Raw genomic sequence first — 17,590 nt, 5'->3', positions numbered from 1 at the left:
ATAAAAGGATGGGCGTTGCAAATGCAACGCCCATCCTTTTATTCTATCTCTGCAAAGTGCATTACTTCACCAGTACTACCTTGCCCAGGTAAGATGTAAGCTCGGTAGATATACGGTAGATATACATGCCTGCAGGTATATTGTTACCATCTATGGTGGCAGTATACTCTTCGCCGGGGTTTATCACATCGTTGAAGATAGTGGCCACCTTGGCGCCTGTAGCTGCGTTGAACACATCTATCGTAGCATGCTTGCCCTCAGGCAGGTTGAACCTGATGACAGATGACGTTACGAACGGATTCGGATGAGCGCCATACATAGCACCTACACCACCTTCCGAGATGTCGCTACCGCCATTCGTGCCACGGGCAGCAAGACCTGTTACTGTTGCAGTGGCAGAGGCAGTATCGCCATTAGCATCTGTTACCAGTACAGAGTATACACCTGCATACAGTCCGCTCAGGTTCTGCGTAGTAGCGCCATTGCTCCACAGGAATGTATAAGGAGCCACACCACCTACTACGGTCAGCAGTGCGCATCCGTCATTACCGCCTATAGAAGACACATGCGATGTATATATCGATGCGAACATCACCTGTACGCTCACATTCTTAGTAGCTACCGCTGTACCGCAACCATTGGTAACGGAGTAGCTGATAGTGGTAGTACCTGTGGTCACACCTACTACTATGCCTGTGCTGCCTACTGTAGCTACAGCAGGGTTGCTGCTGGTCCATACGCCGCCGGGTATAGCATTGTCAAGGTCTATATCGGCTCCTATGCATACATTAGAAGGCCCGGTGATGGTAGATACCACAGGCAGCGGGTTGATAGAAACGGCCTTGGTAGCAGTAGAGTAGCCACAGCCATTGTGTACCGAGTATGTGATGGTAGTAGTACCTGCGCCTACACCTGTAACTATACCTGCGCTGCTCACGTTGGCCACTGCGGTATTACCGCTGCTCCATGTACCGCCCACAGTGCTGTTGGTAAGGGTCACATCGGCGCCCACACATGTAGCTGATGGGCCGGATATGGCCGCTACAGGAGGTGTTGTACCTACAGGTACTATTGCCGTGGCCGATACAGTACCGCACATATTGCTTACAGAGTAAGAGATGACAGGCATGCCACCCGCTATGCCGGTGATATAACCTGCACTGTTCACGGTGGCAAGTGCGGTATTGCTGCTGCTCCATACGCCGCCCGGTGTAGCATTAGCTGCGGTTATCGTCCAGCCTACGCAGATGCTCATGGTACCTGTGATAGGTGTAACTACCGGCATCGGGTTCACTGTCATGGTGCGTACCACATACGATGTACCGCATGCATGTGTGAGCGTGTAGGTAACATTCGCAGTACCTGCCGACAGGCCGGTAACTATACCGGTAGCGCTGCCTATAGAAAGTACTGTATTGTATGCTGCACTCCATGTACCGCCGGTCATGCTGTTGGTGAGGGTAGCAGTAGTACCGGGGCATACCGTTTCTGCACCGCCTATGGCAGGTATGGTAACAGATGTAGGATCTACCATTATGCTCCTGGTAGTGGTAACAACACCGCAAGATGTATTGTGTACATAGCTGATGACAGCAGTACCTACACTTACACCTGTGACCGCACCCGATACGATACCTACGGTAGCTACAGCGGTATTGCTGCTGTACCATGCACCGGCAGGTGTAGCATTGGTGAAGGTAACAGCCGAGCCTGCACATACATTTGTGGGGCCAGATATAGGACCTACCACAGGCAGTATCTCTACTGTTATGTTCCTGACACCGAAGGCAGTACCGCAAGAGTTGGTAACGGCATACCTTATAGCAGCCATACCGGTATCTATACCATATACCCTGCCATCAGCATCCACAGTAGCTTTTGCAGTGTTCATGCTGCTCCATATGCCGCCAGGGGTAGCGTTAGAGAATACCACGCTCGATCCACGGCATACTTTGGCAGCGCCCACTACTGTGCTTACAGTAGGCACAGGATTGTAGGTCACGGTTTTTGTAGCTACAGCAGTGCCGCAGGCATTCGTTACTACATAAGAGATAGTAGCTGTGCCATAACCCACACCTCCTACAAAGCCTGTGGCGTTCACCCTGGCTATAGTAGTATCAGAGCTCTTCCACACACCACCTGTACCTGTAGTGGTGAACTGTGTGCCACCTGTCCCGCATAGGGCCGTAGTGCCAGATACCACACCGGCTACCGGCGGTACGCTCACTGTTACATTTATGGTGGTGATAGCGTTGGCAGTGCCATCATTTACTTTTACTACGAACGCATCAGCACCCACATAACCCGAGGCCGGCGTATAGCTGAGGCCCGAAGGAGTAAGCAGGCTACCGGTAGATACCGTAGTATGACCGGCCACCAGCGTACCATGTGCAGGGCCGCTCACTACGCTCCATGTCTCGGTCTGCGTAGTATCGAAGTCTGTTACGGCCAGGTTGGTATCTATAGCTATAGGTGTGCTGCCTGTACATACGTCTATGGTCTGTGTAGCGCCCTTCCTGAAGAACGGAACCCTGTTGTACTGGCCCATTATCCTTATCACGTTGTTCGCCATATCGGCTATATAGATATGTCCTGCGCAGTCGCGGGCAAGACTTGTAGGCTGCCTCAGTTTGGCCAGCAGTGCCGGACCGCCATCGCCGCTATAGCCTGGCACTGTATTACCTGCTATGGTACTGATGATACCTGCGCTGTTCACCTTACGAACCACAGAGTTGCCCCTTTCAGAGAAATATATATTGCCCGAGTTGTCGGTGGTCACGCCGCTAGGTCCGTTCAGCTTGGCCGCTGTGGCCACACCACCGTCACCTATATAACCTGCCACACCGTTACCCGCTATGGTAGTGATAGTACCTGAAGCATCTACCTTACGCACTACCTGGTTGTTCATATCGCATATCAACAGGTTACCCGAAGCATCGGCATGTACTGCTATTGGGCTGAACAGTTTGGCGCTGGTAGCAGGGCCATTGTCGCCGGCATAGCCGGATACACCCGTACCCGCTACTGTAGTGATGATACCTGATGGTGTGACTTTACGCACCACAGAGTTACCGGCATCGGCTATGTAAAGGTTACCTGAACCATCCAGTGTGAGGCCCGATGGGTAAGACACCCTGGCAGCAGTAGCAGGACCGCCATCACCTGTATACCCTGTACCTACGTTCGTCACCCTGGTTATGATGCCCGATGTGCTCACTTTGCGTACAGCATGGTTGTTGTAGTCGGTAAAGTACAGGTTGCCTGCAGCATCAAGGATGATACCCTGTGCATGCGATATCTTGGCAGCAGTAGCAGGGCCACCATCGCCGCTATAGCCTATGGTACCATTACCTGCTACTGTGGTTATCACACCTGTAGGACTTACCTTCCTTATCACTGCATTGTCGTAATCGGCTATGTATGCATTGCCGTTGCAATCTACAGCTACATTGTACGGGTGGCCCAGTTTGGCGATCGTAGCAGCATTGTCGTTGCCGCTATAGCCTGCTGTACCATTACCCGCGAACGTATAGATGTTCACCGACTGGTTCACAGTGATGTTGATGTTCTGTGCCGTAGAAGTACAATAGCCATTGCTCACAGTAAGAGCGCCGGTATAAGTACCCTCTGTTGCAGATGCCGGAACAGTTATGGACATTGGCGATGTAGTGATGATAGCTCCGCTGATGTTGGTGAACCCGGCAGCCGCAGCGCCTGTACTCCATACTATGCTGTAGGTATTAGGCGTACCCGTAGTAGTGAATGGCATTGATGCCGGACCATGACCTGCCACTACAGGAGCTATGAGAGAAGTAGTGACAGTAGGCACAGGGCGAACTGTTACTGTATAAGTAGCATGAGCAGTGCCGCATGCATTGCTCACCGAGTAAGACAGTGTAGCGACACCCGGAGCTATGCCCGTTACCTGGCCAGAGTTACATGGGCAGGTTATGGCTATGAGCGGTGTGCCGTTGCTCCAGTTGCCACCGGGCACTGTAGATGTAAGCGGAACTATACCACCCACACATACATTGGTAGGACCAGATATAGTACCCGCCGATGGTGTGCCATGTACGGTAACTGTGCGTGTAGCATAAGATGTTCCGCATACATTGCTCTTGGTATAAGTTATGGTAGCAGTACCTGCACCTACCGTGGTCACAGTGCCTGTGCTGCCTACTGTAGCTACAGCCGTGTTGCTTGATGACCAGCTACCACCTGTTACTGTATTGGCAAGACCCACCAGCGTACCTGTACATACCGCCGCTGCGCCACCTATTATAGCAGGTATAGATGGTGTCACATTCACTGTTATGGCCTTGGTAGCGTAGAATGTACCGCAGGCGTTCGTAACAGAGTATGTAAGTATCACATTTCCTGCTGCTACCGGTGTTACCACACCTGTAGCATTCACAGTAGCTATCGCGCTGCTGCTGGTGCTCCATACGCCACCTGCAGGTGTTGCAGTGTAGGCCGATGTAGTACCTGTGCATGCATTGGATGCGCCATCACCTATGGTCACTACAGTAGTACCGAAGTGAGTGATGGTGTATACCTGTGCAGCGCTGCAGCCGTTAGCATCGGTAGCGGTCACAGTGTATGTACCTGCACCCAGGCCTGTTGCATCTTCTGTAGTAGCGCCATTGCTCCAGCTATAAGTATAAGGAGCAGTACCACCACTCACTGTGATATTGATACCACCTGTAGCGCCCTCGCTGCAAAGTACGTTGGTAACGCTACCTGTTATAGACACCACAGCAGGCTCTGCTATAGTGAATACCTCAGGCCTTGTGCAACCGTTGGCATCGGTGATAGACACAGAGTATGTGCCTGCCGACAGGCCGCTGATAGATGATGTGGTAGCGCCTGTGTTCCAGCTATAGCTGTAAGGAGCTATACCACCGCTCACTGCCAGTTCTATAGAACCATTGCTGGCACCATTGCAGCTTACATTGGTAGCCTCGTAATATACCGATATAGATTCGGGGCTTATAACAGAATACTCAGCAGTAGCTTCGCAACCGTTGTTGTCCCACAGTATCACCGAGTATGTACCTGTCCAAAGACCGGTATCGTTCTGGTTGGTAGTACCGTCGCTCCACATGAAAGTGTAAGGGCCAACACCGCCTGTTACATCCAGGTATATCTCGCCCATGCCGTGTGCGCAACCGCATATCACATGGTTGGTAGTGCCTGTGAGTACGATAGGCGTAGGCTGAGTGATGGTGTACACCCTTGTATCTGTACAGCCATTACCATCCTGCACGGTGAGGGTATATGTACCTGCACCTGCAGTAAGGTCTTCTGTAGTTACACCATTGCTCCAGTTGAATGTATAAGGAGCAGCACCGCCAGCCACAGATATATTGATAGAACCGTTATCGCCATGACATGTAGCATCTGCAACCACACCATTCACCACCATTTGTGTAGGCTGTGTGATGGTGAATACCTCATCGCGTGTACAGCCGTTAGCGTCTGTGATGACTACAGAGTATGTACCGGGAGCCAGGCCGCTTAGGTTCTGCGAAGTAGCGCCATTGCTCCATACGAATGTATAAGGAGCTATACCGCCTGTTACTGCCAGCTCTATAGCGCCATTGTTAGCACCATGACGGCTTACATTGGTCACATCGTTGTATACAGACATTGACCATGGGCTCACTACAGAGTAAGAACCTGTTGCAGTACAACCGTTGAGGTCGGTAACTACTACAGAGTAGGTACCTGTCCACAGGCCGGTATCGTTCTGGTTGGTAGTACCATCGCTCCACAGGTAAGTGTAAGGAGCAGTACCACCGGCTACTGTCAGGTATATCTCGCCCATACCGTGCAGGCAACCGCATACTACATGGTTGGTAGTACCGGTGAGCGCCATAGGTGCAGGCTCGGTTATTGTTTTAACGATAGTTGCTGTGCAACCGTTCGCATCAGTAGCAGTAAGTGTATATGTACCTGCGGTTGCGCCTGCCAGGTCTTCTGTAGTAGCACCATTGCTCCAACTATATGTGTAAGGGGTCACGCCACCTGTTATGTTCGCATCTATAGCCCCGTTGCTGCCGCCGTTACATGTAACATTGGTAGAAGTAGCGCTCGCTGCAAGCACCGCAGGCTGAGTGATGCTATAAGAACGTGTTTTCACACAACCATTTGCATCTGTAACGGTAACACTATATGTACCGGATGTAAGAGCTGTCACGTCTTCGGTGGTAGCACCATTGCTCCATACGAATGAGTAAGGAGTAGTACCGCCGCTTACTGTGATGTTTATAGCACCATTGTTACCACCATTGCACGACACATTGGTCTTCGCTTCCAGTACCGATATAGCAGCAGGCTGTGTGATGTTGTATGTGCGTATTACCTTGCACAGGTGTGCATCCTTCACGGTCACTGTATAGGTGCCGGGAGCCATACCTGTCATATCCTGCGTGGTAGCGCCGGTATTCCATGTATAAGTATATGGAGCAGTACCGCCACTCACTGTCAGATCTACCGAACCATTGTTCAGACCATTGCAGGTCACATTGTTCACCACATTGGTAACAACTACGGCCGCAGGCTGTGTAAGCGTGTACGACTTAGTGAGCGTACAACCATTGGCATCGGCGATCGCCACACTGTAGGTACCGGCCATCAGACCCGATACATCTTCTGTAGTAGCACCGTTGCTCCAGTTATAAGTATATGGAGTAGTACCACCTGTTACAGTGATATTCAGCGCACCTGTAGTACCGCCATAGCAACCTACCTGGTTAGCCGTGCAAGACTCTGCGATCGGCGCAGGCTGAGTGATGGTCTTGCTGGTAGTAGCTGTACAACCGTGGGCATCTGTTACCAGTACAGAGTATGTACCTGGTGTAAGGCCACTCAGGTCTTGTGTTATTGCACCGTTGCTCCAACTATATGTGTAAGTAGCAGTGCCGCCGCTTACCGTAAGACCTATAGAGCCATTAGCTGCACCCGTACAAGTAACATTAGCAGATACCGCGCTTGCTGCCAGTGTAGCAGGTTCAGTAACGGTAACGCTGCGGGTGATGCTGTAGCCATGTGCATCTGTTACCACTACAGAGTAAGTACCTGCGGCCAGACCGCTCAGGTCCTGTGATGTTGCGCCATTGCTCCATACATATGTATAAGGAGCAGTGCCACCTGATACTGTCAGGTCGGCAGTAGCATTGTTGCCACCGTTGCAGTTCACATTCGTATTGGTAACGCTTGCTGTGAACTCCTCGGGCTGCGTCAGCGTAACTGTCTCAACAGTTGTGCAACCATGTGCGTCCGTAACAGTAACAGTGTATGTACCTGCTGTCAGACCGGTAACGTTCGCAGTAGTAGCACCATTGCTCCACAGGTATGTATATGAAGTAGTACCGCCCGTTGCTGTAACGCTGGCAGTACCATTGTTGCAGCCATAGCAGAGTGCATTGGTAGATGATGCTGTTGCACCTAATACCGCAGGCTGGGTTATCGTCTTTGTAACTGTAGCTGTACAACCATGAGTATCTGTAACAAGCACAGAATATGTACCGGCTACCAAGCCGCTCAGGTCCTGCGTAGTAGCACCATTGCTCCAGTTGTATGTATAGGCTGTAGTACCACCGCTCACGCTCAGGTCTATCGAACCATTGGCCTCACCATAACACCTTACGTTCTCAGATGTTGCGCTTGCTACCAATGTAGTAGGCTCAGTAACAGTAACGCTGCGGGTGATGCTGTAGCCATGGGCATCTGTTATCACTACAGAGTAAGTACCGGCAGACAGACCGCTAAGGTCCTGTGATGTAGCACCATTGCTCCATGTATAAGTATATGGTGCAGTACCACCGCTTACTGTCAGGTCAGCAGTAGCATTGTTGCCACCATTACAGTTCACATTCGTATTGGTAACGCTTGCTGTAAAGTCCTCGGGCTGCGTCAGGGTAACTGTTTCTACAGTTGTGCAACCATGTGCATCCGTAACGGCAACTGTATATGTACCTGATGTCAGACCTGTAACATTAGCTGTTGTAGCACCGTTGCTCCACAGGTAAGTGTATGGAGTAGCACCACCCGTTGCTGTAACGCTGGCAGTACCGTTGTTGCAGCCATAGCACAATGCATTGGTAGATGATGCTGTCGCACCAAGTACCGCAGGCTGGGTTATCGTCTTTGTAACTGTAGCTGTACAACCATTGGCATCTGTTACCACTACACTATATGTACCGGCTACCAGGCCGCTCAGGTCCTGTGTAGTAGAACCATTGCTCCAGTTGTATGTATATGCAGTAGTACCACCTGTAACTGTTACATCTATCGAGCCGTTCGCCTCACCATAACACCTTACGTTCTCAGATATTGCGCTTGCTGCCAGTGTAGCAGGCTCAGTAACAGTAACGCTGCGGGTGATGCTGTAGCCATGGGCATCTGTTACTACTACAGAGTAAGTACCGGCAGACAGACCGCTCAGGTCTTGTGATGTTGCGCCATTGCTCCATGCATAGATATAAGGGGCAGTACCGCCGCTTACTGTCAGGTCAGCAGTAGCATTGTTACCACCATTACAGTTCACATTCGTATTGGTAACGCTTGCTGTGAACTCCTCGGGCTGCGTCAGCGTAACTATCTCAACAGTTGTGCAACCATGTGCGTCCGTAACAGTAACAGTGTATGTACCTGCTGTCAGACCGATAACATTAGCAGTTGTAGCGCCATTGCTCCACAGGTAAGTGTATGGAGTAGTACCACCCGTTGCTGTAACGCTGGCAGTACCATTGTTGCAGCCATAGCAGAGTGCATTGGTAGATGATGCTGTCGCACCAAGTACCGCAGGCTGAGTTATTGTCTTGCTCACCGTAGCTGTACAACCATTGGCATCTGTAACAAGTACAGAATATGTACCCGCAACAAGGCCAGTGATATCCTGTGTGGTCGCACCATTGCTCCAGTTGTATGTATAGGCTGTAGTACCACCTGTAACTGTTACATCTATCGAGCCGTTCGCCTCACCATAGCACCTTACGTTCTCAGATGTTGCACTTGCTACCAATGTAGTAGGCTCGGTAACAGTAGCGCTACGCGTAATGGTATAACCATGTGCATCTGTTACCACTACAGAGTAGGTTCCGGCAGACAGACCGCTCAGGTCCTGTGTGGAAGCACCATTGCTCCATGCATAAGTATATGGTGCAGTACCGCCTGTAACCGTCAGGTCGGCAGTGGCATTGTTACTACCGTTGCAGTTAACATTCGTATTAGTGACGCTTGCTGTAAAGTCCTCGGGCTGCGTCAGCGTAACTGTCTCTACAGTAGTGCAACCATGTGCGTCCGTAACAGTAACAGTGTATGTACCTGCTGTCAGACCGGTAACGTTCGCAGTTGTAGCGCCATTGCTCCACAGGTAAGTGTATGGAGTAGTACCGCCTGTTGCTGTAACGCTGGCAGTACCATTGTTGCAGCCATAGCAGAGTGCATTCGTAGATGATGCTGTCGCACCCAATACCGCAGGCTGGGTTATTGTCTTTGTAACTGTAGCTGTACAACCTTTCGCATCTGTTACAAGTACAGAATATGTACCGGCTACAAGACCGCTCACGTCCTGGGTGGTCGCACCATTGCTCCAGTTGTATGTATAGGCTGTAGTACCACCTGTAACTGTTACGTCTATCGAGCCGTTCGCCTCACCATTGCACCTTACGTTCTCAGATATTGCGCTTGCTGCCAGTGTAGCAGGCTCTGTAACCGTAACACTGCGGCTGATGCTGTAACCATGTGCATCTGTTACCACTACAGAGTAGGTACCTGCAGAAAGACCGCTCAGGTCCTGTGTGGAAGCACCATTGCTCCATGCATATGTGTATGGTGCAGTACCACCGCTCACGCTCAGATCTATCGTACCATTGGCACCACCATTGCAGCTTACATTAGTATTGGTAACGCTTGTTACAAGTGCATTAGGCTGAGTAATGGTAACTGTCTTTACTACCTGGCAGTTGTTGGCATCTTTAACAGTTACAGTATAGGTTCCTGCGGCCAGACCACTTACACTTGAGGTAGTAGCACCTGTGCTCCACAAGTATGTATAAGATGGTGTACCACCACCTGCGCTCACACTGGCAGTACCATTGGTACAACCATTGCACAGTGCATTCGTAGATGATGTAGTAGCGGTAACAGCCGATGATGCAGTTATCGTCTTACTAACCGTAGTAGTACAGTTCTTTGCATCTGTAACCAATACAGAGTAGGTACCAGCTACCAGACCGCTCAGGTCCTGTGTGGTTGCACCATTGCTCCAGCTATATGTATATGCAGTAGTACCACCGCTAACGCTCAGGTCTATCGTACCATTAGCGCCGCCATTGCAGCTTACGTTCGTTATGGTCGCTGAAGCAGTAAGTACTGCAGGCTGACCTATCGTCTTGCTCAGTGTTGCGATACAACCTTTGTTATCGGTAACGGTCACAGAGTAAGTACCGGCAGAAAGACCTGTACGGTCTGCTGTAGTAACACCACCACCCCAATTATAAGTATACGGTGAAGTACCACCACTGACCGTCATGTCTATAGAACCAGTAGAACCACCGTTACAGCTCACATCTACTGTGGTTGCTGTAGCAGTAAGTACTGCAGGCTGAGATATCGTCTTGCTAACTGTAGCAGTACAACCTTTGCTGTCGGTCACCAGTACAGAGTATGTACCTGCTACCAGGCCACTGCGGTCCTCTGTGGTAACACCACCACCCCAGTTATAGGTATAAGGTGCAGTACCGCCGCTTACGCTCACATCTATAGTACCATTGGCACCACCATTACAGCTTACGTCGGTAGATGTAGCTGTAGCTGCAAGCGCCACAGGCTGGGTGATGGTAACCGTAGCTGTTGTTGTATAGCTGTTCGCATCTGTAACTATAACAGAGTAAGTGCCAGCCGACAGACCGCTACGGTCCTCTGTAGTAACACCACCACCCCAGTTATAGGTATAAGGTGCAGTACCACCGCTCACGCTCAGGTCTATCGTACCATTGGCACTACCATTGCAGCTTACATTAGTATTGGTAACGCTTGTTACAAGTGCATTAGGCTGAGTGATGGTAACTGTCTTTACTACCTGACAGTTGTTGGCATCCTTAACAGTTACAGTATAGGTGCCTGCGGCAAGGCCACTCACACTTGAGGTAGTAGCACCTGTGCTCCACAAGTATGTATAAGATGGTGTACCACCGCCTGCGCTCACACTGGCAGTACCATTGGTACAACCATTGCAAAGTGCGTTCGTAGATGATGTAGTAGCGGTAACAGCTGATGGTGCAGTTATCGTCTTACTAACCGTAGTAGTACAGTTCTTTGCATCTGTAACCAATACAGAATAGATACCAGCTACCAGACCGCTCAGGTCCTGCGTAGTAGCACCATTGCTCCAGTTGTATGTATAGGCTGTAGTACCACCGCTCACGCTCAGGTCTATCGCACCATTGGCAGCACCATTGCAGCTTACATTGGTAAAGGTCGCTGAGGCAGAAAGTACTGCAGGTTGACCTATCGTCTTGCTCAGTGTTGCGGTACAACCCTTGGCATCGGTAACTGTTACAGAGTAAGTACCGGCTGAAAGGCCTGTACGGTCCTGTGTAGTTATACCACCACCCCAATTATAAGTATAAGGCGAGGTACCACCACTGACCGTCAGGTCTATAGTACCGTTGGCACCACCGTTACAGCTAACATCTACTGTAGTTGCTGTAGCAGTAAGTGCTGCAGGCTGAGATATCGTCTTGCTAACTGTAGCAGTACAACCCTTGGCATCGGTAACTACTACAGAGTATGTACCTGCTACCAGGCCACTGCGATCCTCTGTAGTAACACCACCGCCCCAATTATAGGTATAAGGTGCAGTACCGCCGCTCACGCTCGCATCTATAGTACCATTGGCACCACCATTGCAGCTTACGTCGGTAGATGTAGCTGTAGCAGCAAGCACCACAGGCTGAGTGATGGTAACCGTAGCTGTTGTTGTATAACTATTGGCATCTGTAACTATAACAGAGTAAGTGCCTGATGACAGACCGCTACGGTCCTCTGTGGTAACACCACCACCCCAGTTGTAGGTGTATGGTGTAGTGCCACCGCTCACGCTCAGGTCTATCGTACCATTAGTGCCACCATTGCAGCTTACATTAGTATTGGTAGCGCTCGCTACAAGTGCATTAGGCTGAGTGATGGTAAAGGAAACAACAAGCGTACAGTTATTAGCATCTTTTATGGTCACTGTATAAGCACCGGCGGCAAGGCCGCTTACACTGGATGTTGTAGCACCTGTGCTCCACTGGTAAGTATATGGCGCAGTGCCATCGGAAGGCGTTACACTTGCAGTACCGTTCGCACAACCATTGCACAGTGCGTTCGTAGAAAAATTAGTTGCTGTAAGTACAGCAGGTGCAGTTATCGTCTTGCTCACCGTAGTGGTACAACCCTTGGCATCTGTAACAAGTACACTGTAGGTGCCTGCACTCAGACCCATCAGATCCTGTGTAGTAGCGCCATTGCTCCAGCTATATGTATATGGGGCAGTACCACCGCTCACGCTCAGGTCTATCGTACCATTGGCACCACCATTACAGTTCACATTCGTTGTAGCGGCAAACGCAGAAAGTACTGCAGGCTGACCTATCGTCTTGCTCAGTGTTACGGTACAGCTCTTGGCATCAGTTATGGTCACTGAGTAAACGCCGGCGCTAAGACCCATACGATCCTGTGTGGTAGTGCCATTGTTCCATGCATAGGTATAGGGTGCAGTACCACCACTCACGGTCATATCTATCATTCCGTTAGCACCACCGTTACAGCTCACATCAGTAGTAGCAGCCGTAGTTATAAGAGCTGCAGGCTGAGATATCGTCTTGCTAACTGTGGTCGTACAACCCTTGTTGTCTGTCACCAGTACAGAGTAAGTACCTGCTACCAGGCTGCTGCGGTCCTCTGTAGTAACACCGCTACCCCAATTATAGGTATATGGTGCAGTGCCACCGCTCACGCTCACATCTATAGTACCATTGGCACCACCATTACAGCTTACATCGCTAGATGTAGCTGTTGCGGCAAGCACCACAGGCTGGGTGATGGTAACCGTAGCTGTTGTTGTATAACTATTGGCATCTGTAACTATAACGGAGTAGGTACCTGATGCCAGGCCGCTACGGTCCTCTGTAGTAACACCACCACCCCAGTTATAGGTGTAGGGTGTAGTGCCACCGCTCACGCTCAGGTCTATCGTACCATTAGTGCCACCATTGCAGCTTACATTAGTATTGGTAGCGCTCGCTACAAGTGCATTAGGCTGAGTGATGGTAACTGTATTTACTACCTGGCAATTCTTGGTATCCTTAACAGTTACGGTATAGGTACCTGCGGCAAGGCCACTTACACTTGAGGTAGTAGCACCTGTGCTCCACAGGTATGTATAAGATGGTGTACCACCGCCTGCGCTCACACTGGCAGTACCATTTGCACAACCATTGCAAAGTGCGTTCGTAGACGATGTAGTAGCGGTAACAGCTGATGGTGCAGTTATCGTCTTACTAACTGTAACGGTACAACCTTTGGCATCTGTAACAAGTACAGAATATGTACCTGCGCTCAGGCCTGTAAGGTCCTGCGTAGTAGCACCATTGCTCCAGCTATATGTGTATGCAGTAGTACCACCGCTCACGCTCAGGTCTATCGTACCATTGGCACCACCATTGCAGCTTACATTGGTAAAGGTGGCCGAGGCAGAAAGCACAGCAGGCTGGCCTATCGTCTTGCTCAGTGTTGCGGTACAACCCTTGGCATCGGTAACCGTCACAGAATAGGTGCCGGCGCTCAGACCTGTACGGTCCTGAGTGGTTATGCCACCACCCCAATTATAAGTATAAGGTGAAGTACCACCACCAACTATCAGGTCTATAGAGCCGGTAGAGCCTCCAAAGCAGCTTGCATCTACTGTAGTAGCCGATGCCGACAATACATCCGGCTGTGCTATCGTACCCGACCATGTTGCAGTACAACCTTTATTATCTGTAACGGTCACAGAATAGGTACCGGCGCTCAGGCCCGAACGGTCTTCTGTTGTTATGCCACCACCCCAGTTATAGCTGTAGGGCGATGTACCACCGCTGGCTGTCAGGTTTATCGACCCGTTACTGCTTGCATAGCAGCTTGTATTTGCAGTGGTCGCAGTTGCAGAAACGCCTGATGCCGGCTGAGATATGGTCTTGCTAAGTGTAGCGGTACAATTGTTGGCATCTTTTACGGTCACTGTATATGTACCTGCGCTCAGGCCCGTAAGGTCCTGTGTGGTAGCGCCATTGCTCCACAGGTATGTATAGGGCGATGTGCCGCCGCTTACCGAAAGATCGATAGTACCGTTAGCACCACCAAAGCAGTTCACATTGGTAAATGCCGCAGAGGCGCTGATGGCATTAGGCTGTGTAAGGGTCTTGCTGGCAGTACCCTTACAGCCTTTCGCATCTGTAACGGTAACTGTATAGGTACCTGCAGAAAGACCGCTAAGGTCTTCTGTAGTACCGCCATTGCTCCACAGGTATGTATAAGATGGTGTGCCACCGCTTACCGTCAGGTCCACTGTACCATTGTTGCTGCTGTAGCATGTAGGGTTAGTGCCGGTGGCGCTTGCAGATACCGATGGGTTCACTGTCACCACGGTAGTATTGAAACAGCCGGTGGTGGTCAGTTTGTATGTCATCACCACAGTGCCGGCGCTTACACCTGTCACTGTGCCATTCGATGATGCTATCGTAGCCACACCGGGAGTACCGCTTATCCAGGTACCCGATGCTGTAGTGCACGAAAGTGTAGTAGTAGTGCCTATACATACATTGCCGCTGCCGGTTATGGTAGCGGGTGTGGGGTTCACACTAACGGTCACTGTAGAAGTGGCAGAGCAGCCGCCGCTTATAGTGCCCGTTACAGTATATGTAGTAGTAGTGGTAGGCGTGGCCGTGGGGTTAGCACAGTTGTTGCACGACAGTGTTGCAGCCGACGTCCAGGTATAAGACGTGGCGCCGCTGGCCGACAGACCTGTAGACGAGCCATTGCATATGGTCACGTTCGAACCTGCGCTCACCGATGGACTCGATGTTACGGTCACAGTCACCGAGGCGGTCTTCACGCAGCCTGCCGCGCTTGTGCCTGTCACTGTATAGGTCTTGGTGCTGGTAGGGTTGGCCACAGGGCTGGCACAGTTGGTACAGCTCAGGCCTGTAGATGGCGACCATGAATAGCTGGATGCTCCCGTTGCTGTAAGCGTAGTAGAACCGCCGTTACATATAGTAACACCCGAACCCACACTCACCTCGGGCAGTGGGTTGATGGATACGGTAACGCTGGCAGTACCTGTGCAGCCGTTAGATGCCGTACCTGTTACAGTATAAGTAGTAGTAGTGGTAGGTGTTGCCGATGGGCCGGAGCAGGTAGTGCAGCTAAGGCCGGTAGCAGGAGACCATACATAAGTAGATGCGCCACTCGCTGAAAGCGTTGTCGCAACGCCTGCACATTTCGTAACGTTAGAACCCGCACCTACTGTCGGGGCAGCGTTCACCGATACGGTCACTGTAGCCGTCTTCGAGCATCCTACAGCATTGGTGCCTGTAAGGGTGTAGGTAGTGGTGGCAGTAGGCGTTGCAACCGGGCTGGCACAGGTATTGCAGCTAAGGCCCGTAGCCGGAGACCATGAATAAGTAACACCACCTGTGCCGCTCAGGGTAGTAGATGCCCCCCTGCATATGGTCACGTTAGAGCCTGCGTTTATGGTAGGCGATGCATTCACCGATACCATTATGGTAGCAGTGCTGGTACAGCCGCTTGCAGGGTGTGTGCCTGTTATAGTATATGTAGTATTGCTTGTGGGATTGGCAACAGGGCTGGCACATGTGGTACAGGAAAGGCCCGTGGCCGGAGACCATGTATAAGAAGTAGCTCCTGTCGCATTCAGCGTAGTAGAGCTGCCCGAGCATATCGTTACGTTCGATCCTGCCGTAGTGGTAGGCATCGTGTATACAGGTATGGTGCCATATGCTATATTCGATGTAAGGCCATAGTTGTCGGTAGCTGTGTACTGGAATACCGCATCACCCATATAACCATCGGCCGGGTCGAACTTCAGGCTTGCAGACTGTGATATCGTCAGTGTAAGTCCGGCGCTGGCAGCCACATAGGACGAACCATTGTAGTAGTACAGTATCCCCTGCGATGCAGAAGGAATAGCTACGATCTTATAGCTCGATATCACACCACCCGAATTCGCATCGGTAGCGCTCAGCGCTGGTACACTTACCTGGCCGGTACCATTGGGGTTGCATATTGCCGCCCTTGCCACGTCATTGGCTATAGGCGCTACCGTGTTCGAAAGCTGGAACACACCCGATACACATAGCATATCCAGGCCACCGTTGCCGGGTTCTGTGTTCGTAGGGAAATATGTGCTGTTGTTCCAGTCCACTACCTTGCTGCCGCTCGACCCTGATGGGAAATCGCCACCGAATACCGAGTAACCGTATATCACCGTACCGTTGGCTATACCTAGGTCCGAGTAACGGATGAAAACACCACCTATACCCTGGTTGGCATCTGTAGTGGTCGATATTCTCAGCCTGCTGTCACCCTCGTCCATCCTCAGTACGTTCGATGACATCACGGTTATAGGATTCACCGAACCATAGTGCGAAGAATTGAGCCACAGCACCTGTGTATAGGCCGATGGAACATCCGAGCTGTTGAGGTTGGTTATAACAGAAACGCAAAAAGGGTCATGCGCGTTCAGCACACCCCTGTCCATTACTATGAAACCTTCCTGCGAGTTCGATACCACCGTATACCCATCTGGTATTATGTAGTCGAAACGCTCGATGTTGTTGTTGTTACCATTACCATCTGCCGAGTTGTTGAAGATGTTGTCGGTACCTGCGTTCAGTCCCCTCGCACCGTTGAACATCACCTCCATGTCTGTCTGGTATGGCTGCCTCATGTTCAGTGTTGCGCCATCCGATACATCACTGCCTGTGGCCTCGTACCATAGCAACTGGCGTGTACCGCTTACAAGGCTGTTATCATGCCTCCTCATTTTCACGAACGCATTGGTGATGTTCCTGTATGCGTATGTGTTCGAGCCTATGGAGAATGAGCTGAAATTCAGAATGTTGTTGCTGGTACCGCTGCTTGTACCGAACTTGTAGTAATAGTCGTTATCGGAAAGAGGGCTGTTGGGCGCACCGCTTTGGCTATAGCTCTTGCCAGTGCTTGCTGCAGTATACGTCGAATTGAACGACTGTATACCCAGCTGACCAAAGCTGGTATTGGCCACGAACAGTAAGGCAGGTAGCAGCAGTGATATCACCCTTGCCTGTATCGCAGATCTTTCAGTAGTAAACTTTGCTTGCATAATGTGTGTTTTTCCCTCTTTCCCTAAATATTTTCAATACCTTTTTCGACCCTGCGGTCTTAGCGCACTATAAAGAGTGTACAAATGTACTTTCAGCCTCTTACAGATTATTAAAATAGTTAATTAATGAATTGTTAATGACAATCGATTAACCTTCTTCTTTTCACTTACCAACAG

At 50.6% G+C, this 17,590-nt stretch carries 1 protein-coding gene; it reads right to left on the bottom strand.

The genetic code is table 11. The features are described from left to right. Positions 1-61 precede the first annotated feature (61 nt). Entirely contained in the window at positions 62-17,413 is a 17,352-nt protein-coding gene (locus tag ABD843_RS06290; RefSeq protein WP_345080170.1) for an NHL domain-containing protein, read from the bottom strand. Positions 17,414-17,590 lie beyond the last annotated feature (177 nt).

Origin of the sequence: Nemorincola caseinilytica (assembly GCF_039540515.1) — a bacterium.
GTDB classification, from domain to species: Bacteria; Bacteroidota; Bacteroidia; order Chitinophagales; family Chitinophagaceae; genus Nemorincola; species Nemorincola caseinilytica.
This window is presented reverse-complemented; position numbering and strand designations above follow the sequence as displayed.

Excerpts from the sequence above, each read along its gene's own strand:
- ABD843_RS06290 (WP_345080170.1), bottom strand. The coding sequence starts at position 17,413 with ATGCAAGCAAAGTTTACTACTGAAAGATCTGCGATACAGGCAAGGGTG.